Source organism: Microbacterium sp. NPDC076911 (assembly GCF_040687125.1).
In the GTDB taxonomy this organism is placed as follows: Bacteria; Actinomycetota; Actinomycetes; order Actinomycetales; family Microbacteriaceae; genus Microbacterium.
Map to the genome: position 1 here is coordinate 75,648 of NZ_JBFBMP010000002.1, position 19,742 is coordinate 95,389.

Below are 19,742 nucleotides of genomic sequence, written 5' to 3' on the forward strand. Positions count from 1 at the left end.
TCAGTGGTTGAAGAGAATAAGAAGCAGTCCGAACACGACAGCTCCCGCGCACACGACGAAGCAGGCGCACGCGGCTACCAGCGCGACCCGCTTCTGCGTTTCAGTGAGCGGACTCTTCTTGGCCGCTTTTGCAGCAGCTTTCTCTGCGCGCTGCGCTTCTTTCTGGCTGATGATCGTGATCGCGTCGGTGAACTCCGCAGGCGCCACGACCGGCGAGCGCCCCGCGCGCACGAGGAGCCTGAGCCCAAGGGAGTAGAAGCCGACCAGCACCAAGGATGCGATCATCGCAGCGACGAAGACCTGAAGGAAGGCGACCCAGTCGATAGTCACGAGCTTGCTCCCTTTTTGGACTTCTTGACCTTGACGGCAGCACCCGAATCAGCGACCTCGCTCATTGCGTTGCTGTAAGTGACCGCATCGCGACGTGAGCGCAAGAAGAGACCGGCGACCACCACAACCGCCAGGATCGCGTCGATCACGATGCCCCACACCCCCCACAAGTTCACAGCGAATGCTGCCAGCCCGCCCACCGCGCCAGCTGCGGGTAGCGTGAACAGCCAACCGACCATGATCCGCCCGGCCGTCCCCCAACGCACTTGAGCACCCCGTCGGCCAAGTCCAGAACCGATTACCGAACCTGAGGCCACCTGTGTGGTTGAGAGCGCGAACCCAAGCGCGCTGGACGCGAGAATGGTCGAGGCCGTGGCGCTCTCCGCTGCGAACCCTTGAGCGGGCTTGACGTCGGTGAGTCCCTTACCGAGGGTACGAATGATGCGCCAGCCACCCATATACGTGCCTAGTGCGATCGTCACACCACACGCGAAGATCACCCACGTCTGAGGCTCCGCGCTCGTCTGCCAGCCGACGGTGATGAGCGCGAGAGTGATGATTCCCATCGTCTTCTGCGCGTCGTTGGTACCGTGCGCCAACGCGACGAGCGACGAGGTGAAGATTTGGCCGACGCGAAAGCCAGAGCGCCCATCCGGTTTGCTGTCATACCGGCGTGTCATTGCGTAGGCGAGCTTGGTGACGCTGAAAGCGATGAGTCCCGCTGTCAGAGGTGCGATCACGGCTGGCAAGATCACCTTGCTCATGACAACGCCGAAGTCGATCGCCTGCGCGCTTGCCCCGACTATCGTCGCTCCAATAAGCCCACCGAATAGGGCATGAGAACTCGAGGAGGGGAGGCCAAGGAGCCAGGTCAGCATGTTCCAGGTGATTGCACCGATCAGACCCGCGAATATGATCGCTGGAAATATCGCTGCTGAGATCTGATCCTCGTGAATGATTCCACCGGAGATCGTCTTCGCCACCTCTGTGGACAGAAACGCACCCACCAGGTTGAGGACAGCGGCGATAAGCACCGCCGTCTTCGGCTTTAGAGCGCCCGTCGCAATGGGCGTAGCCATTGCGTTCGCGGTGTCATGAAAGCCGTTCGTGAAGTCGAAGAACAGCGCAAGCACGATGACCAGCACAATGATGAGGGTTGCGAATTCCACCGGCCGCTTTCCATAAGTGAGATGAAATGGTGCCGACGGGATCGGCGCGCGAACGAAGAGTTCACCGAGAGTTAAGCAACCGGCAACCGGCCATCAAGAATCCTGACACCGCCAGGGCTCGCGGTCAACTCAGAACAGGACCCCAGTTTCATGCCGCTGCACGACGACGCTCGGCTAGCGTGGAGACGTGACCGCTGACAACAACACCACTGTGCCCAATCCGCCCGTTGCGCTTCCGCGGCCAACCGCTCGAAGCCATCACGGCGACACGGTCGAAGACCGCTACGAGTGGCTTCGAGCCAAAGATGACGCAGAGGTGATCTCACACCTTGAGGCCGAGAATGCGTACACCCAAAAACGCACCGAGCATCTTGAAGGTCTTCGTGGCACGATCTTCGATGAGATCAAAAAACGCACCCTTGAAACTGACTTGTCAGTACCCACCCGGCGTGGCCAATGGTGGTATTACGGTCGTACCGTCGAGGGATCGCAATACGGCATTCAGTGTCGCGCACCGCTCGCCTCCCCTGACGACTGGACACCGCCGGAGCTGTCACCAGACACCGTCATAGATGGCGAGCAGATCTTGCTCGACGGAAACAAGGAGGCAGAAGGCCATGACTTCTTCTCTCTCGGCAGCTTTGAGGTGTCAAACGACGGCACACTGATGTTGTTCGGCGTCGACCTCGCCGGTGATGAGCGCTATACCATTCAGGTGCGCAACCTCATCACTGGAGCACAGCTGCCCGACCAGATCGCAGGCACCAGTGCGGGAGCCGGGTTCTCGCCTGACGGCCGGTTCATCGTGTACTCGACGGTGGACGACGCGTGGCGGCCCGACACCGTGCTGTTGCACGAACTCGGCACTCCGGTAGAAGACGATGTCACCCTGTTTCACGAACCAGACGAACGCTACTGGGTCGGCGCGGGCTTCACTCGAAGCGACCGTTATCTGGTTATCGGCCTGGGCTCGTCGATTACCTCTGAGGAGTGGCTCATCGATGCCAACGACCTACGCTCGGAGCCTCAGGTCGTGTGGCCACGGCGAGAAGGCATTGAGTATGAGTCGGAGCACGCCGTCATCGATGGCGAAGACGTGCTCTACATCCTCCACAACGAAGATGCACTCGACTTCGAGCTGGTTCAGGTTTCAGCAGCCGATCCTGCTGGTTCTCGTACCCGCGTGATCGCCCATAAGCCGGGTCAGCGACTTCTAGGAATCTCGACCTTCCGCGACTGGGGTGTCGTCGGCTATCGGCGCGATGGCCTGGCACGCATGGGTCTTTTGAACTACGAGACCAACGCGGTCGACGAACTTGAATTTGATGAGCCTCTCTATGCCGTCGGCGGCGGCGGAAACCCAGAGTGGGCTCCCCCACTCTTGCGTCTCGGCTATGGCTCGTTCGTCACCCCGGGCACCGTGTACGACCTGGACATCGCATCGCGAGAGCTTTATCTGCGCAAGCGTCAGCCTGTGCTTGGCGGCTACGACCCAGAAGACTACGCCCAAGCACGTGTGTGGGCACCGGCCGCGGACGGAACACAGATTCCACTCTCGCTGGTATGGAAGCGAGCGTTCGGCGAAGCGGGATCGGAGCCGCGACCGCTTCATCTCTACGGCTACGGCTCCTATGAGCACTCGATCGACCCGGGGTTCTCGATCGCGCGGCTATCGGAGCTCGACAGAGGGGTTATCTTCGCGGTCGCTCACGTGCGCGGCGGCGGCGAAATGGGGCGTCAATGGTATGAAGACGGCAAGTTGCTTGCTAAACGCAACACGTTCACTGACTTTGTCGACTGCGCACGACACCTCATCGACCAGGGCTACACCAGCGCAGACCGGCTCGTCGCCGAAGGCGGATCCGCGGGTGGCCTGCTGATGGGCGCCGTCGCCAACCTGGCGCCCGAGCTGTTTGCGGGCGTGCTCGCTGACGTTCCGTTTGTCGACGCGCTGACCACAATCCTCGATCCGACGCTACCGCTCACCGTCATCGAGTGGGATGAGTGGGGCGACCCGCTGCACAATTCCGACGTGTACGAGTACATGAAGTCGTACTCACCGTATGAGAATGTGCGGCCTGGAGTGCACTACCCGCGAATTCTTGCGGTGACCTCGCTCAATGACACTCGCGTGATGTACGTCGAACCGGCGAAGTGGGTTGCACGCCTACGCGAGGTCGGCGCAGACGCAATGCTCAAATGCGAGATGGTTGCCGGTCACGGTGGCGTCAGCGGTCGTTACAACGCTTGGCAGGAACGAGCTTTCGAACTCGCGTGGTTGCTGGACGTACTCGGAGTCGCTGACCGTTGATGGGCGGGCGCTCACGGTCACTGGCCGTGAGCGCCACGGCTCGGCGACCCAGCCGATCAGCTATCCGAACAGTGCTGCAGCTTCGTCGTAGCGGTAACGCGGCACAGTGTTCAACTCGCCGAGAGCTTCGGCGAAAGGCACGCGAACAATGTCGGTACCGCGCATTGCGACCATCTGCCCCCATGCGCCATCCATGATGGCGTCGGCAGTATGCAGTCCCAGCCGCGTGGCAAGTACACGGTCGAAACCGGATGGCGAGCCGCCGCGCTGAATATGGCCCAAGACCGTCGCACGCGTCTCAATTCCTGTGATGCGCTCAATTTCGGGGGCGAGCACTTCGCTGATACCGCCAAGACGTGGGCGGTTGAAGGCGTCGAGGCCCTTGTCGCTGAACGCTTCGTCCATGCCGGTGAGGGTGAAACCCTCAGAGACAACGACAAGCGGGGCACGGCCACGGTCGTGGGCACGCGTCACCAAGGCGGCGACGTCGTCGATTGACATAGGCACCTCGGGGATGCAGATCGCGTGCGCACCCGCCGCAATTCCGGCGTGAAGCGCGATCCAGCCGACGTGCCGACCCATGACTTCGGCAACCATGCATCGCTGGTGCGAGTCCCCTGTCGTACGCAGGCGGTCCATGGCGTCAGTGGCGATGTTCACCGCAGTGTCGAAGCCAAAGGAGTAGTCGGTGGCACGCAGATCGTTGTCGATCGTCTTAGGAACACCAAGCACATTGATGCCATCGTTTGCGAGCCGATTTGCCGCAGCCAAGGTGCCCTCGCCGCCGATAGCGATGATGCCATCGATGCGGTGGCCGTATAGCGTCTTGGCGATGTTCTCAGCGCCACCGCGAGGGCCCTCGTAGGGATTGGTTCGGCTCGTGCCGAGGATCGTGCCGCCGACCTTCGATAGGCCTTTCACATCGTGACGCGTGAGCGGAAAGAAATCACCGTCGACGACACCGCGCCAGCCATCGCGGATTCCGATGAACTCTATGTCGTAGGCAGTTGTGCCTTTGAGCACGACGCCGCGAATAACTGCATTGAGTCCGGGGCAGTCGCCGCCGCTGGTCAGGATGCCGATCTTCATGCTGTGGTCCTCGCTAATGTCGGGGGTAGAGTCGGCGACGCTGCCTCCACCGACATTAGCGCTCACGGGCATTTGTGGCTACATGACGTGCGCAGGGCTCGCTGCCCCGACCACTGGATTATTCGCCGCCCAGCGCCTGGCGAACCAAGTGCATGAGCGCAGAAAGCTGCACCGAGTCGCTCGATTGCGGGTCGACCGCTTCACCGTCGAGAGCACGAGCAGCCAGCCCTTGTTTCGAGTCGATGAGCTCAGCGATCTTGGTGTCGATCGTGTGTGCTGCGATGATGCGCCAGGCCGTGACAGGTTCGTCTTGCCCGATACGGTGAACGCGATCGATGGCCTGGGTTTGCTCTGCGGCAGTCCACGAAAGCTCTGCCAACACGACGTTGGATGCTGCCTGCATGTTCAGTCCCACGCCGGCGGCGGTAAGCGAGCACACCGCGATTCCCACGTCGGGATCGTTGTTGAAGGAATCGATCGCTTGCTGACGCGCCGCGGTGCTCTGGTCACCACGAATCGACACTGAGGAAATCCCGGCGGCAGCGAAGTGCTGCTCAGCCGCATCCATCACATCGATGTGCTTGGCGAAGAAGACAACCTTGCCCACAGAACGCTGCAGCTGAGCGGTGTAGTCGGCGGCGAGAGTCGCCTTTGCCTGGCCGATTTTACGCACCATCGTGAAGACGTTCTCAGACCCGGTGCCGGCAGCCTTCGATTCCTCGAGCTCGTTCTGTGCGACAAGGCGCACGATGTCTGCGTCGATCTCGTTGGCGTCGAGGCCGCGGTCACCGCGAGCCTCGATGATGCGGCGGTAGCGTGCCGCCAATCGCTCGCCGAGCTCGCGCTCAGCCTGCCGGATCGAGCGGCCGAAGTCATCGTCGAGTTCGACGGGAAGATCAGCGATCAACTTGTCGGGGAGATCAGCCGCAACATCCTTCTTCTTGCGACGCACGATTCCCATTGAAATGACTGCGTCGCGCGCTTCCGGATAGAACGCTTTGTCGGCCGGGGTCAGCCCCGTTTCATCGAGCTTCGTCATCAGCGCCGAACCGGGTTTCTCTCCCGTGGTCCAGCCGAGGAAACGCCAGATCGCGTCGAAGTCCTCAACGTCGTTGATCAAGGGGGTGCCGGTCAGCGCCAACAGCAGCGGGTTGCGCACCTGCTCACGAATGCGACCGGCGAGAGCCAACACGTTCTTCGAGCGCTGAGAGGTGAGGTTCTTGATGAAGTGAGCCTCATCAACGACCATGCCTTTGAGTCCGAGCGACGAGAGCCACGCGAGGTGGCGATCAAGAATCTCGTAGTTGACGATAAACACGTCAGCGAATGCGTCGATGTCTTCGCCGTCGCCCTGAATGACGGTCGCCCGCCGGTTCGGGGTCCAGCGCTCGACCTCACGCGCCCAGTTCATCTTTACGACGTTCGGCACCACCACCAGCAACGGATAAGCCTCAGCCACCGACGCCGCGAGCACCGATTCAGCTGTCTTTCCGAGACCTGGCTCGTCAGCAAGCAAGAAGGTTCGGTGGCCGCTGCGCACAGACTCGAGGAATCGAGACTGATGCACCATGACCTCAAGCCCCTTCGGCGAGAGACGGTCATACTCCGGAACCGGGGGCAGCTCCATAGACGCGCTGGTCCCACCCGCACCCATTTCGAAGGCTTTGTACAGCGGGCCCATGAGCTCCCAGCCGTCAAGGCGACGACGTGGCGTCTCTTTTGACACCGGGGCGCTGAGATCCGGAGCGAGGAAGGGGTTGGCCATCTGGCGTGACTCGACCTGCGGCGGAATCACCTGACGCTCGGCGAGCGCGGCGGGCACTACGGGCGCCGACTGCGGCTTTGCATCGGTGATGATGAGCTCATCGGGCGCCAACTCAGCGCCGGACTCGATCAACCAGTCACGGCGCATACGCCGGGCCACCGGAGAAGTGGCCTGGTCTGCCTCCAGCAGTTGAATGAGCGAAGTGTCGCGGGCTGCGGTCTTCGCGAGAATCGTTGCCACGCCGTCGAGGCGCTTGAGGAGCTCAGCGCGCGAACTCTCAACGATGTCTGCGTCGGCTTTGACTCTGGCTCGCTCTTCGCGCACCAGGAAGGCAATGACTTGGAACTTGACTCGGTTTGTGGGGCCGAGCTTGCCGCGCTGCGACTTGGCTTCGACCTCGCGCACCTTGCGCGCGAGAATCGGAATGATCGGGGCTTCGTCGTCTCGACGAGACGATGAAGGCCTTCTGCGTCGCTGTGCGGACGACTGGGCGGACGCCGTGGTCGGCATGCTCCTCCTGAGCGTGAGTGCCGGAAAGTCCGGCGAGGACCGGCCAGAGCCGGTTGTGCTGTCTGTTCCGCGGGCGGCAGGGCCGCCGTCACGAACGCGAAGGTGAAACCTGTACCAACGGCCGCGGGCACTCACTTCTGCGAGCAGCGACATCGCCGGGTATGGCTTCGAGGCTCAGTCTAGCGGAAACTCCGCAAAACAACCCACAACAAGCAATGACACCCTACGACTCGCGCCCGGCATACGCCCGCTGCCAGTCCAACAGAGTGGTGGGTTCGTCCGTGACGATTCCGTCCACGCCCAGTTCTGTCATCTCTTCCCACTGTGAATCGCTGTTCAGCGTGTAAACGACGACCCTGCGTCCGGCGGCATGAAGGCTGTCGACGAGGTCGGGCTGAGCGCGCACTGCGGCAGCACTGACAATAATGCCGGGAACATCTGCCTCCGCGGTCGCTCGCACGATGTCGGCAGGCATATGTTTAAGGATCAGCAGCCTCGAGACGACGTCGGTCGAGGCTGCCACACTCGCAAGCGTGCGCGCGTCAAAGCTGGCGAACACCACCTGCGCGTCTAGGCGTCGCGCTTCAACTGCCTCGACGGCATCGCTGATTGCCGCGTCACTCCACTCCCCCTTCAGCTCGACAATCGCTCGCCCCGAATACGCTTCGAGTACGGCAAGAAACTGATCGAACGTGGGAACGGCTGTGCCGGCGTACTCTGCTGAGAACCATGAACCCGCGTCCAACGTGCGAACTTCTTCCCACGTGAGTGACGCAAGCGCACCTTGCCCGTCCGTTGTGCGATCGACGCTTTTATCGTGCATGAGAACTGCTCGCTCATCTGCGGTCAGTGCCACATCGACCTCAACGTACTCGTAGCCTCCGGCGAGCGCGCCGGCGACCGCCGGAAGCGTATTCTCGGGCGCCTCCGCTCCCCCACCTCGGTGACTAGCGATAAACGCAACGTCGCCCGGCTCTCGAGTGTCACCGAGAAGCTCACGTGCGCTTACCCGAGCGGGCGTCGCGCCGATTACGGCAATGACCATGCTCAGCACAGCAAGCACGCACACAACAAGTAGCGGCTGGATCCTCTCGCGAGCGCGAGAAGGCCCCGTGGGGTAGGGCATCGGGCATGTCCTCCGGGTCGGTCACCGCGTCGTCACTGACGGGGTGCGACCACTCTACATGCGCCGTTATCTTTTTGTTACTTTTGAGCTGGAGAGTCTGCAATCGACTCCCCTAGGAGCCTTTCCGTAACGCAATACTGCCGTGGCCATCGCCACAACACTGCGGTTCTAGAGCAGGCTCTTGGTATGCCAGACCGTTTTCGTCTCGGTGAACGCCGCAATGCGCTGCAGGCTGGGGGCCGCGACGTCCGTACCGCTTTCCGGCGCAAGCACTCGGGTAAGAGTCTCTGCCGCAGCGATCTGCAATTCGACCCAATCGATCGCGCCCGCTCCGACAAGGTCGAGCCCGTGAACGTCAGGGTGGGAAGCCAGCCACGGTGCAATCTCCGCCGCAGATCCCGTGAGCACATTGACCACACCCCCGGGCACGTCACTGGTAGCAAGAACTTCCGACAGAGAGATCGCCGAGAGTGGATGCTGACGCGATGCCACCGCCACCACGGTGTTACCCGTCACCAGCGCCGGAGCGATAGCCGATACCAGTCCCAGCAGAGCGGATTCCTGCGGTGCAATCACTGCGACAACCCCCGTCGGCTCCGGCACCGAGATGTTGAAGAACGGCCCAGCGACGGAGTTGGCATTGCCCGCGACCTGCGCGAACTTGTCGCACCAGCCTGCGTACCACACCCATCGGTCGATCGCTTCGTCAACTTCTGCAGCCGCGGCCGCGGCTGAGGCTCCGGTCTGAGCCGAGATCTCGTCAACGAACTGGCCTCGGCGGCCCTCGAGCACCTCAGCGACCCGATAGAGCACCTGACCGCGGTTGTAGGGCGTGGCCCCGGCCCAGGAGCCAGCAGCTCCCCGGGCGGCAGAGACCGCATCTCTCGCGTCTTTGCGTGAAGCCTGCGACGCGTTTGCCAAGAAGTTCCCCTTGGCGGTGGCCACCGGGTAGGTTCGCCCCGATTCACTCCGAGGGAACTTGCCGCCGATAAAGAGCTTGTAGGTCTTCGGCACGTTCAGTCGCTTGCTCACGCTGCTCCCTTCAAGTAGGCAAGCAGTCCCTGCCTGCCGCCCTCGCGGCCGTATCCAGACTCCTTGTATCCGCCGAATGGGCTCGATGGGTCGAAACGATTGAACGTATTGGCCCAGATCACCCCCGCGCGCAGCTTGTCTGCAACCGCGAGAATACGCGAGCCTTTGTCACTCCAAATGCCCGCTGAAAGCCCGTACGGCGTGTTGTTGGCCTTCGCGATGGCTTCGGCCGGCGTGCGGAAGGTCAGGACCGAAAGCACGGGGCCAAAGATCTCATCACGAGCGATGCGGTGGCTTGCCTGCACGTTGGTAAATATCGTGGGAGCGAACCAGAATCCCTTTTCAGGAATGACGCAGTTCGCGCTCCAGCGCTCCGCGCCTTCTTCTTCACCGATCAGGCTGAGCTCGCGCACTCTGTCGAGCTGTTCACGCGAGTTGATCGCACCGATATCGGTGTTCTTGTCGAGTGGATCGCCCATGCGAAGGGTCGAAAGCCGGTGCTTGAGCCTCTCCACCACCTCGTCGTGAATCGACTCCTGCACGATCAAGCGGCTGCCCGCGCAGCAGACTTGCCCCTGGTTGAAGAAGATGCCCGTGACGATGCCGTCGATTGCCTGTTCGATGGGGGCGTCATCGAAGATGATGTTAGCGGCTTTGCCTCCGAGCTCGAGCGTGAGCTTCTTCTCGGTGCCCGCCACCGCCTTCGCGATCTCGCGCCCCACGGGAGTGGATCCGGTGAAGGCGACCTTGTTCACGTCGGGATGCCGAACCATCGCGGCACCGGTGCGACCAGCACCGGTGACGATGTTCACGACGCCGGCCGGCAGGTCGGCCTGTTGCAGAATCTCTGCAAAGATCAGGGCGGTGAGCGGCGTAGTTTCGGCGGGTTTGATGACCACGGTATTGCCCGCAGCGAGCGCGGGAGCAATCTTCCAGGCGAGCATCAACAGCGGAAAGTTCCACGGAATCACTTGGGCAGCAACGCCCAACGACCGCGGGTTCGCGCCGAGGCCCACGTAGTCAAGCTTGTCTGCCCAGCCTGCGTAGTAGAAGAACCATGCTGCAACCAGCGGCACGTCAACATCACGGCTCTCTTTGATCGGCTTGCCGTTGTCAAGGCTCTCCGCAACGGCGAGTTCGCGCGCCCGCTCTTGCACCAGACGCGCGATTCGAAACAGATATTTGCCGCGGTCGCGACCGCTCATCTTGGCCCACACTTTGTCGTGCGCGCGCCGCGCCGCTGCGACGGCCTGATCAACGTCTACCTCAGAGGCCGTTGCCACCGTAGCGATGTGCGACTCATCCGCTGGCGAGATAGATGCGAAGGTCTCCCCCGTTCCGGGACGGAACTGGCCGTCGATGAAAAGGCCGTATTCGTCGCGCAGGCTCAAGATGGCGCGAGATTCGGGTGCAGGAGCGTATTCGAGAAAAGACATAGTGTCTCGATTCAGTCGATCGTCACGTATTCGGCGCCGGTGTAGTGACCGGTCGAGATCTTCTGGCGCTGTCGCAGCACATCGTTGAGCAAACTCGACGCGCCAAAGCGGAACAGATGCGGTTGCAGCCACTCTTCGCCGGCGGTCTCGGCGACGGCCACGACGTACTTGATCGCATCTTTTGAGGTGCGGATGCCACCAGCTGGCTTCACGCCAATCTTCTCGCCGGTTGCGCGGTACCAGTCACGCACTACCTCGAGCATCAGCAGGGTGACGGGAAGCGTCGCAGCTGGCTGTACCTTTCCAGTCGAGGTTTTGATGAAGTCGCCGCCTGCCAGTATCGCGAGCCACGACGCACGCTTGATGTTGTCGTAGGTGTTCAGCTCGCCGGTCTCGAGAATGACCTTGAGCGACGCCGACGTGCCATCAGCTCGCACGCACCCGGCCTTGACCTGCGCGATCTGATCGAAAACCACCCCGTATCGACCAGACAGAAAAGCGCCGCGATCAATCACCATGTCGATCTCATCAGCGCCGTTACTCACCGCGTCAGCGGTATCGGCCAGTTTCACCGCCAGCGATGCGCGCCCGCTCGGGAAGGCGGTGGCGACTGCTGCCACGCTGACTTCACCGTCGTCGGGGTCGCCGTGAGCTGATCCGAGAGCTTCGACGGCGACCGGAACCATGTCACCGTGCACACATACGGCGGCAACCCTTGGGCAAGACTGGTCTGAAGCGTCAGGGTTGAGTGCCTTCGCGACGAGAGAGCGCACCTTGCCAGGCGTGTCCGCTCCTTCGAGCGTGGTGAGGTCGATCAACTCGATGATCTTGTCGAGGGCCCACACTTTGGAGGTTGTCTTGATCGAGCGGGTCCCGAGATCTGCTGCTCGCGCTTCAAGTCCTACCGCGTCGACGCCAGACAATCCGTGGAGATAGCGTCGCAGCGTCTCATCGTCGGGTGTCCCGCCCAGCAGAGCAATCGCACGTTCGGTCAGAGATTCAATGTCGCGCGTGGTGCGCGCAGTCACGGTGGTGGCGCTCATGTTCCTCCTCGATGCTCGCCGCGCACCGATGAGGTTTCGTCGTCGATGCACTCGTCTCGATCGTAGGCGGGCGAGGCCCGTCGGTCTACGTCTTAGTCGCGTCGCGCACCCCCGCGCGCCAGCTAGAGCTCAGAGCGCACTCGTTCAACGTCTTTCGTCATCTGAGCGATGAGGGGCTCGATACCGTCGAAGGCAACCATTCCGCGAATGTGCGAAACGAACTCGACAGACACCTCATGACCGTAGAGATCGAGTTCCGTCTCGTCGAGCACATATGCCTCGACTTGGCGTATGACGACATCGCCGAAGGTCGGGTTCGTTCCGATGCTGACCGCTGCCGGGTATCGGACGCTGCGATCCGCAGAGGCGACTGTGCGAGAGGCGCCACTCGCGCCGTGATCTACGAGCCAGCCCGCATAGACGCCTTCTGCGGGCACAAAACCATTGAGCGCTGTCTCGAGGTTGGCAGTGGGGAACCCCAATTCGCGCCCTCGCTTCTGCCCGTGCACGACCTCGCCGCTCACGGCGTGGCGCCGACCCAAGAGTCGAGACGCCGTCTCGACGTCGCCCTCGCTGAGCGCCTCCCGTACCCAGGTCGATGACACGCGGCGCGCCGCGTCAATGGCGCGCACATCATCGATCACCTGAACACCGAAACCGTACTGCTCCCCAGCCTCACGCAATAGCTCGGGGTTGCCGCGTCCGAGATGACCGAACCTGAAATCACTACCGACGAGCACGGCAACTGCGCCAAGCGCCTCGACCAGGATCTGCGCAATGAAATCCTCTGCCGCGACAGTGGCGAGATCTTCATCGAAATGAAGCATGAGTGTGGCATCCACGCCAGCCTCGGCCAACAGACGAAGTTTCTGATCGACTCCCATGAGCTCTTCCGGGCACAGCTCTGGTCGCAGAAAGGCCAAGGGGTTGCGGTCGAAGGTGACTGCAACCACTCGCGCGCCGAGCGACGCAGCATCCACTCGAGCTCGATCTATTACCGCACGGTGGCCGCTGTGCACTCCATCAAACTTTCCGATGGCCACCACGGATGGACCAAAACCCGTTGGCACCTCGGAGAGCTCGCGGAAGACGTTCATGCCGTCACCAATACGGGACGATCGGCAGGTTTGTGCGCGATCAGCCACCACATTCCGAAGAACGGCAGAGCCAACGGGATGAACACATAGCCCATACCAAACCACGACCAGACCGTGGGATGCCCAAATAGCTCGGGCCACACCAAACTCAGCGTGCCGACAACGATGACGCCCAGCATCTCGAATGTGATGGCAATCCACGCGACCAAGTACCAGCCGCGCGAGCCAGCGAAGATGAGGGCCAGAGTGGCGACGATATAGACCACCGCTGCCAGTGCCGACAATGTGTATGCCAGCGGCGCGTCGTCAAACTCTCGCACGATCTGCACGAAGGAACGTCCAGTTGCGGCGAGCGCCATGATCGCGTAGACGACTACGAGAACACGGCCGATTCCGGTCATACGGGTGCGGGTGGGAGTTGTCATGACTGATCAATCTTAAGCGGGAAGCGGCGAGTTGACGTGCCCGAGGGCGTCAGGCTATCTGCAGCGTCCAGATGCTCTGCATGCGCCACAGCATCACCGCGACCGACAACGCTCCGACACCCATGATCACCGTGCTCCATCGGCTGCGCTCCAGGAGTGCCCAGAACACGCTCGCCGGCGGAATGAGCGCCGCAGAGACGAGATAGACCCAGAACTCAAGCAGGCTACCGGTGGGCTCGTTGCCCGCGAAGGGAGCGATGATCGCGATCACGATCTGCACAATCAGCAGCAACTCGACGAGAGCAACCGCGCCCACAGTGAGATCACTCGGGCGGCGTCCTGCGAGACCGGCAATCACGGAGAAGAGTCCGCCGCCAACGGCAATAGCGAGCTGAACGATCGTGAACCACATGATCATGCGGGCATCTCCTTGGGCATATTCATTGCGCTCTTGACGTCGGCGCCGCGTTTTTCCACAACGCCGACGAGAGTACCTGCCGGATCAATTGCGGCGGTCGGTGTGCGCGTCAAGCGTGAGGCTGCGTCCTTGAGCCTCTTGCCGTGACGAAGGTCTCGTGCTTCGTCTTCGGTGACATCGATTCTGCCGAGCACGATCGCTGCTACCTCTGCGGGGGTGAGCAGGGATGCTTCGCCGAGGCGGTCGCTGGCGGTGGCGTCTGCAACCTCGAAGGCTCCGATTCGCGTGCGTCGCAAAGCCGTCAGATGGCCGCCGACGCCGAGGTAGGCTCCGAGATCGCGTGCCAGCGCGCGAATGTAGGTACCGCTCGAACAGTCGACGATCACGTCTAGGTCGATGAAACCGGATGCGCGTCGTTCTTCGACCACGTCGAATCGCGACACAGTGACGCTGCGAGACTTGAGCACGACCTCTTCGCCTGCGCGAGCCAGGTCGTATGCACGTCTGCCGTTCACCTTGATAGCCGAAACAGTGCTTGGCACCTGCGAGATCGCCCCGGTGAGGGTTGCGATCCCTTCATTGATCTGCGCTGCGGTGATGCCAGCCAGGGCTGATTGTGACGCACGAGCGGTTTCATCGCCCTCGGCGTCGTCGGTATCGGTATTCATACCCAGTCGGATCGTCGCTTCGTACGTCTTGTCGAGACCCACGATGAAGGTCAGCAATCTCGTGGCCGCGTCAACGCCCAGCACCAATAGCCCGGTCGCCATCGGATCAAGGGTGCCTGCGTGGCCAATCTTGCGTGTGCCGAGCGCCTTACGTGCACGAGAGACGACATCGTGACTGGTCATACCGCCCGATTTGTCGACGAGAAGGATTCCCGCCGGCATCAGCTATCGGGCGCGATCGTGAAAAGCATGCTTCTAGCCTACGTGCGCGACGGGCGCGATTAGGCTGGTGCGATGCCCGCGCTCCCCCTCATCGAGTGGTACGCCAAGAACGCGCGCGACCTGCCGTGGCGGGACCCTTCTTTCGGGGCATGGGGTGTGCTTGTCAGCGAGTTCATGTTGCAGCAGACTCCGGTCAGCCGTGTGATTCCGCGTCTCGAAGAGTGGCTGAAGCGTTGGCCCACCGCCACCGCACTCGCCGATAGCTCGCCCGCCGATGCGGTGCGCCAATGGGCGAACCTCGGCTACCCGCGTCGCGCGCTGTGGTTGCATCAGGCAGCGGTTGAGATTCGCGACCAGCATGGCGGCGCTGTGCCCACCGAGGTGACCGCGCTGCTCGCCCTCAGCGGAGTCGGGGACTACACCGCGCGTGCGGTTGCAGTCTTCGCCTACGGTCAGCGACACCCGGTAGTCGATACCAACACTCGTCGTGTTCTCGCGCGCGCCATCGCCGGCCGCTCACAACCCGGCAATGCTTCTCGTCGCGACTTAGATGATATGGCGGCGATCCTGCCAGATGATGACGAGTCGGCCGCCATCGTTAACGCCGCAGCGATGGAACTCGGCGCCGTAGTGTGCACCGCCCGCAATCCGCGCTGTGAGATGTGTCCACTCGCTGATATCTGCGCGTGGCGAGCCGAGGGGTACCCCGATACAGGCGATGACCGACGCAAGCAGGCACGATATGAGGGCAGCGACCGGCAGGCACGAGGGGCGGTTCTCAAGGAGCTGCGGGATGCGACAACCCACGTGGTCGCTCTAGAGGATGTCATCGCCGACTGGCCCGACGCCGCCCAACGCCACCGAGCGATTGATTCCCTCATTGCCGACGGTCTCGCCGAGGTCTTTGATGGGATGCTTCAGCTCCCGCGCTGACAGCACATTCGATCGAACCCACTCCGCGCACGTCGGCTTACCCTGGATTGATGACGACCATACTACTGACGGGATTCGAGCCGTTCGCGGGCGATTCCAGCAACCCGAGCGGCGAAGCCGTGCACCTCGCTGCCTCGCTGTGGGAGGGGCCAGAGGTTCTCGTCGCCGCTGTGCTTCCTGTCACCTTCGACGGAGCAGCATCCATGTTCGAAGCGCTTTTGGAGCGACATCAACCCCAGGTGGTCGTCGCCGTAGGACTCGCTGCCGGCCGCGACACCGTCTCCATGGAACGTGTGGCAGTGAACCTCATCGACGCCAGGATTCCAGACAACGACGGCGCGCAACCCATCGATGAGTCTTCGATTTCGAACGGCCCAGCGGCGGTGTTCTCGTCGTTGCCGGTAAAAGCGATCGCCCATGACCTCTTGACTGCGGGTATTCCTGCATCACTGTCGACGACAGCGGGCACGTTCGTGTGCAACCACATCTTCTATCGCGCGGCCACGTGGGCCACGCTCGCGACCGAACGCAAAGCGGGTTTCATCCATGTGCCGTGGGCAACGGGGCAATCCCGGAACGATCCTGAACTGCCGTTGGACGATATCGCACGGGCCCTGACCATCGCCATTCGCACGAGCATTGATAACGACGAGGATCGGCACTCGGTCGGCGGATCGCTCAACTGACGATCACCGCCACGCTGAACAGGTCTCAGTCGTTTCCGCTGGGTGTTGGCTCGTCGACATCAGCTTCGGCCGAAGCTGTTTGCAGCTCGTCGTCTTCGTCAAACGTGCGCGGCTTGATGTAGGGGTCTTCTTCGCCCGCGTAGGCGGCGCCCGCGGCAATCGCGGTAACCGCGTCGTCACGCTCGCGCGCTTCGCGCAGCAGGTCAGCAATGTGCCCAGCGTTGTCAGGTAGCGCGTCGAGAATGAACTCGAGCGAGGGCGTGAGCCGCACGTTCAAGTGCTTTCCTACCTCAGAGCGAAGCATGCCAGTAGCGGCCTTCAATGCTGCGGCCGAATCGGCACGTTCTTCGTCGGAGCCGTAGACGGTGTAGAACACCGACGCGTGCTGAAGATCACCGGTGACTCGCACGTCTGTGATCGTTACGAAGCCAAGACGAGGGTCACGAAGACCCTTCTCGAGGCGCTCGGCAAGAATCACTCGGATTCGGTCACCCAGTCGCGCCTGACGTTCGCTGCCCATATCAAACTCTCTCTCTGTGCGGTCTGAGGTGACCGCGAAGGTTCAGGATGCCCCGACTGTTGCCGGGGCATCCTGAACCGATGCTACGAGGCTCAGCCTCGAGGCTTTTCTACCATTTCGGTTGTTTCGACCTCGTCGCCGACCTGAATGTCGTTGAACTTTCCGAGGCCGATACCGGCTTCGAAGTCCGTGCGAACTTCAGTGACGTCGTCCTTGAAACGACGCAGCGACTCGATGGCTAGACCATCTGCGACGACGACGCCGTCGCGGATAACGCGAGCCTTCGCGTTGCGTGTGATCGTGCCGGAGCGAACGATGACACCCGCGATGTTGCCGAACTTCGAGGAGCGGAACACCTCGCGGATCTCGGCGACACCGGACTGAACCTCTTCGTACTCTGGCTTGAGCAGGCCCTGAAGCGACTGTTCAACGTCATCAATCGCGTTGTAGATGACGGAGTAGAAGCGTGTGTCGACGCCTTCACGCTGCGCGCGTTCGCGGGCCTTCGGGTCGGGGCGAACATTGAAGCCGATGATGATCGCATTGTCGATCGTCGCCAGGTTCACGTCAGACTCGGTAATCGCACCCACACCGCGGTGAATGATGCGCAGCTGAACTGAGTCATCAACCTCGATCTTGAGCAGCGACTCCTCGAGCGCCTCAACGGCACCCGACACGTCACCCTTGATGATGAGGTTGAGCGATTCAACCTTGCCTTCTTGGAGTGCGCGGGTGAAGTCCTCGAGCGAGATGCGCTTGCGAGCCTTGGCCAGCTGCGCATTGCGCTCAGCAGCTTCACGCTTCTCAGCGATCTGACGCGCCAGTCGGTCTTCATCGGTGACGATGAATGTGTCGCCGGCACGAGGCACTGAGTTGAGACCCTGCACTGCGACCGGACGCGAGGGGAATGCTTCAAGAACAGCTTCACCGTTTTCGTCTGCCATCGCACGCACGCGGCCATATGCGGTACCGGCCACGATCGAGTCACCAACGCGAAGCGTTCCCGACTGAATGAGCACGGTGGCAACAGCACCGCGACCCTTGTCGAGCTTGGCCTCGATGGCGACACCACGAGCAGCCTTGTTCGGGTTGGCCGTGAGGTCGAGGCCAGCATCTGCGGTGAGCAGAACAGCGTCCAGCAGCTGCTGGATGTTCAAGCCATCGCGAGCTGACACGTCGACGAAGATGACGTCTCCGCCGTACTCCTCAGCTACCAGACCGTATTCGGTGAGCTGCTGACGAACCTTCGCGGGATTCGAATCGGGCTTGTCGACCTTGTTGACCGCAACCACGATCGGCACGTTCGCTGCCTGCGCGTGGTTGAGAGCCTCAACCGTCTGCGGCATGATGCCGTCGTCCGCTGCAACCACCAGGATCGCGAGGTCCGTGACCTGCGCACCGCGGGCACGCATGGCGGTGAACGCTTCGTGACCCGGAGTATCGATGAACGTGATCGCTCGCTCGATACCCTCGTGCTCGGTCCAAACCTGGTAGGCGCCGATGTGCTGGGTGATGCCGCCAGCTTCGCCCGCGACAACGTTGGCATTTCGGATTGCGTCAAGAAGACGCGTCTTACCGTGGTCAACGTGACCCATCACAGTGACAACCGGAGGACGGATCTCGAGGTCTTCCTCGTTCTCTGCTTCCAGTTCTGCGTCAAGGTTCAGGCCGAACGTCTCGAGGAGTTCCTTATCTTCGTCCTCAGGAGAAACCATCTGAATCTTGTAGCCGAGCTCTTCGCCGAGCACCTCGAAGGTTGCCTCGTCGAGGGACTCAGTGGCCGTCGCCATCTCACCCAGGTTGAACAGGATGGTGACAAGCGTTCCTGGCTGGACTGTGTAGCCAGTCAAGTTCTCGATCTTGTCTGCGAAGTCTGAGATCGAAGCGCCGCGGCGCATACGAATGGTTTCGCCGTTACCGCGCGAAACGTTGATGCCGCCTACGGTCGGCGCATCTCTCATCTCAAACTCTTGGCGCTTCGCCCGACGCGACTTGCGCTGCTTCGACTTGCCGCCGCCCTTACCGAAGGCACCTGCGGTGCCGCCGCCGGGACCACGGCCACGGCCGCCACCGCCACCTGGACGTCCGGCGAAACCACCTGAGGGAGGACCGCCAGGAGCGCCGCCGCCGGGACGACCGCCACCGCCGGGACGGCCAGGACCACCTGGACGCTGCTGGAACGGTGCGCCACCGGGACGACCGCCACCGGGACGACCTCCGCCGCCGGGGCGAGGCGCTCCCGGACGAGGGGCTCCAGGACGAGGGGCCTGCGGACGCGGAATGTTGCCGGGCGTCGGGCGCTGACCCATGCCCTGCGCGGATGCGAAGGGGTTGTTCCCCGGACGCGGACCTGCCGGGCGCTGGCCCATGCCCTGCGAAGAAGCGAAGGGGTTGTTCCCCGGACGCGGCGCTGCGCCGCCAGGGCGTGGAGCGGGTGATGCCCCGTCAGCGGAAGGTGCTTCAGGTGCAGCAGTCTCGGGTGCTGCCGGAGCAGGAGCCGGAGTCGGGGCGCCTGGCTTTGCTGCAGACGGCTTTGCCGTCGAGGGGGTAGCTGTCGGTTCAGCTGCAACAGGCTCGGCCGGTGCAGCGGGAGCAGCAGGCTTTGCTGGACCAGGACGCGCACCCGGCTTGGCCGGGGTAGCGGCACCTGGCGTGGCCGGAGTCGCAGCACCGGGCTTTGCAGCGCCGGGCTTGGCCGCGGCAGGCTTTGCGCCCGTCTTGGCCGATGCCGCAGGCTTCGAGTTGGCGGCAGCAGATGCTGCGACACCGTCGGCCTGAAGTGCAGCGCGCAGCTTGCGCGCTACGGGGGGTTCGATGGTGGACGCGGGGCTCTTGACGAACTCTCCGAGTTCCTTCAGCTTCGCGAGAGCCACCTTGCTGTCAACACCGAGCTCTGAAGCGATCTCGTGTACGCGTGGTTTGGCGTTTGCCACAATTCTCCTGTCTGAGGTCTCCCCAGACA

At 62.2% G+C, this 19,742-nt stretch carries 17 protein-coding genes; 3 read left to right on the plus strand and 14 right to left on the minus strand.

Annotated features, from left to right (window positions below; genetic code table 11):
- Both AB0O81_RS02845 and AB0O81_RS02850 read right to left on the minus strand, forming a co-directional pair.
- Positions 1–285: a peptidase gene (locus AB0O81_RS02845; protein WP_363581747.1), complete on the minus strand. Its 285-nt coding sequence runs from the start codon at positions 283–285 to the stop codon at positions 1–3.
- 41 nt (positions 286–326) lie between these two features.
- On the minus strand, positions 327–1,499 hold the full coding sequence (locus AB0O81_RS02850; protein WP_363581048.1) for an inorganic phosphate transporter: 1,173 nt from the start codon (positions 1,497–1,499) through the stop codon (positions 327–329).
- A gap of 187 nt (positions 1,500–1,686) precedes the next feature.
- Between AB0O81_RS02850 and AB0O81_RS02855 the strand changes: the two genes are divergently transcribed.
- A complete protein-coding gene (locus AB0O81_RS02855) occupies positions 1,687–3,810 on the plus strand; it encodes a S9 family peptidase (protein ID WP_363581050.1) in 2,124 nt (707 codons plus the stop codon).
- 60 nt (positions 3,811–3,870) lie between these two features.
- Here the strand turns inward: AB0O81_RS02855 and AB0O81_RS02860 are convergent, their stop codons facing one another.
- The 10 genes from AB0O81_RS02860 to truB all read right to left on the minus strand — a co-directional run bounded on the left by AB0O81_RS02860 (position 3,871) and on the right by truB (position 14,644).
- Positions 3,871–4,899, minus strand: coding sequence for an ATP-dependent 6-phosphofructokinase (locus tag AB0O81_RS02860; protein WP_363581052.1), 1,029 nt, complete (start codon positions 4,897–4,899; stop codon positions 3,871–3,873).
- A 118-nt stretch (positions 4,900–5,017) separates the two neighbouring features.
- Positions 5,018–7,174 carry a DEAD/DEAH box helicase gene (locus AB0O81_RS02865; protein ID WP_363581054.1) on the minus strand — a complete coding sequence of 719 codons (2,157 nt, stop codon included), beginning with the start codon at positions 7,172–7,174 and terminating at the stop codon, positions 5,018–5,020.
- A gap of 223 nt (positions 7,175–7,397) precedes the next feature.
- Positions 7,398–8,300 carry a glycerophosphodiester phosphodiesterase family protein gene (locus AB0O81_RS02870; protein ID WP_363581056.1) on the minus strand — a complete coding sequence of 301 codons (903 nt, stop codon included), beginning with the start codon at positions 8,298–8,300 and terminating at the stop codon, positions 7,398–7,400.
- A 168-nt stretch (positions 8,301–8,468) separates the two neighbouring features.
- A complete protein-coding gene (locus tag AB0O81_RS02875; protein WP_363581058.1) occupies positions 8,469–9,332 on the minus strand; it encodes an aldehyde dehydrogenase family protein in 864 nt (287 codons plus the stop codon).
- Positions 9,329–10,768 (minus strand): aldehyde dehydrogenase family protein, encoded by a 1,440-nt coding sequence (locus AB0O81_RS02880; protein WP_363581060.1) that lies wholly within the window; start codon positions 10,766–10,768, stop codon positions 9,329–9,331. The genes AB0O81_RS02875 and AB0O81_RS02880 overlap by 4 nt, the downstream gene beginning before the upstream one ends.
- Positions 10,769–10,779: 11 nt before the next feature.
- Complete coding sequence (gene deoC, locus AB0O81_RS02885) at positions 10,780–11,811, minus strand: deoxyribose-phosphate aldolase (protein ID WP_363581063.1); 1,032 nt, start codon at positions 11,809–11,811, stop codon at positions 10,780–10,782.
- A gap of 122 nt (positions 11,812–11,933) precedes the next feature.
- Positions 11,934–12,908 (minus strand): bifunctional riboflavin kinase/FAD synthetase, encoded by a 975-nt coding sequence (locus AB0O81_RS02890; protein ID WP_363581064.1) that lies wholly within the window; start codon positions 12,906–12,908, stop codon positions 11,934–11,936.
- Positions 12,905–13,333 carry a hypothetical protein gene (locus tag AB0O81_RS02895; protein ID WP_363581066.1) on the minus strand — a complete coding sequence of 143 codons (429 nt, stop codon included), beginning with the start codon at positions 13,331–13,333 and terminating at the stop codon, positions 12,905–12,907. The genes AB0O81_RS02890 and AB0O81_RS02895 overlap by 4 nt, the downstream gene beginning before the upstream one ends.
- Before the next feature lie 49 nt (positions 13,334–13,382).
- Entirely contained in the window at positions 13,383–13,751 is a 369-nt protein-coding gene (locus AB0O81_RS02900; protein WP_363581068.1) for a hypothetical protein, read from the minus strand.
- Positions 13,748–14,644, minus strand: a complete 897-nt coding sequence (truB, locus tag AB0O81_RS02905) for a tRNA pseudouridine(55) synthase TruB (protein WP_363581749.1) — start codon at positions 14,642–14,644, stop codon at positions 13,748–13,750. The genes AB0O81_RS02900 and truB overlap by 4 nt, the downstream gene beginning before the upstream one ends.
- Positions 14,645–14,713: 69 nt before the next feature.
- Between truB and AB0O81_RS02910 the strand changes: the two genes are divergently transcribed.
- Positions 14,714–15,574 (plus strand): A/G-specific adenine glycosylase, encoded by an 861-nt coding sequence (locus tag AB0O81_RS02910; protein WP_363581070.1) that lies wholly within the window; start codon positions 14,714–14,716, stop codon positions 15,572–15,574.
- Between the two features lie 50 nt (positions 15,575–15,624).
- Positions 15,625–16,260: a pyroglutamyl-peptidase I gene (pcp, locus tag AB0O81_RS02915; RefSeq protein WP_363581072.1), complete on the plus strand. Its 636-nt coding sequence runs from the start codon at positions 15,625–15,627 to the stop codon at positions 16,258–16,260.
- A 25-nt stretch (positions 16,261–16,285) separates the two neighbouring features.
- Here the strand turns inward: pcp and rbfA are convergent, their stop codons facing one another.
- The gene (gene rbfA / locus AB0O81_RS02920; RefSeq protein WP_363581074.1) at positions 16,286–16,780 is read right to left on the minus strand and encodes a 30S ribosome-binding factor RbfA; all 495 of its coding nucleotides are present in this window, start codon (positions 16,778–16,780) and stop codon (positions 16,286–16,288) included.
- Positions 16,781–16,872: 92 nt separating this feature from the next.
- Positions 16,873–19,713, minus strand: a complete 2,841-nt coding sequence (gene infB, locus AB0O81_RS02925) for a translation initiation factor IF-2 (RefSeq protein WP_363581076.1) — start codon at positions 19,711–19,713, stop codon at positions 16,873–16,875.
- Between the last annotated feature and the right edge of the window lie 29 nt (positions 19,714–19,742).

Bases quoted from the DNA above. Each gene is read 5' to 3' on its own strand.
- AB0O81_RS02870 (WP_363581056.1), bottom strand. From the start codon at position 8,300: ATGCCCTACCCCACGGGGCCTTCTCGCGCTCGCGAGAGGATCCAGCCG.
- rbfA (WP_363581074.1), bottom strand. From the start codon at position 16,780: ATGGGCAGCGAACGTCAGGCGCGACTGGGTGACCGAATCCGAGTGATT.
- AB0O81_RS02900 (WP_363581068.1), bottom strand. From the start codon at position 13,751: ATGATCATGTGGTTCACGATCGTTCAGCTCGCTATTGCCGTTGGCGGC.
- AB0O81_RS02860 (WP_363581052.1), bottom strand. From the start codon at position 4,899: ATGAAGATCGGCATCCTGACCAGCGGCGGCGACTGCCCCGGACTCAAT.
- AB0O81_RS02865 (WP_363581054.1), bottom strand. From the start codon at position 7,174: ATGCCGACCACGGCGTCCGCCCAGTCGTCCGCACAGCGACGCAGAAGG.
- deoC (WP_363581063.1), bottom strand. From the start codon at position 11,811: ATGAGCGCCACCACCGTGACTGCGCGCACCACGCGCGACATTGAATCT.
- AB0O81_RS02910 (WP_363581070.1), top strand. From the start codon at position 14,714: ATGCCCGCGCTCCCCCTCATCGAGTGGTACGCCAAGAACGCGCGCGAC.
- AB0O81_RS02880 (WP_363581060.1), bottom strand. From the start codon at position 10,768: ATGTCTTTTCTCGAATACGCTCCTGCACCCGAATCTCGCGCCATCTTG.
- AB0O81_RS02845 (WP_363581747.1), bottom strand. From the start codon at position 285: ATGATCGCATCCTTGGTGCTGGTCGGCTTCTACTCCCTTGGGCTCAGG.
- AB0O81_RS02895 (WP_363581066.1), bottom strand. From the start codon at position 13,333: ATGACAACTCCCACCCGCACCCGTATGACCGGAATCGGCCGTGTTCTC.
- pcp (WP_363581072.1), top strand. From the start codon at position 15,625: ATGACGACCATACTACTGACGGGATTCGAGCCGTTCGCGGGCGATTCC.
- AB0O81_RS02890 (WP_363581064.1), bottom strand. From the start codon at position 12,908: ATGAACGTCTTCCGCGAGCTCTCCGAGGTGCCAACGGGTTTTGGTCCA.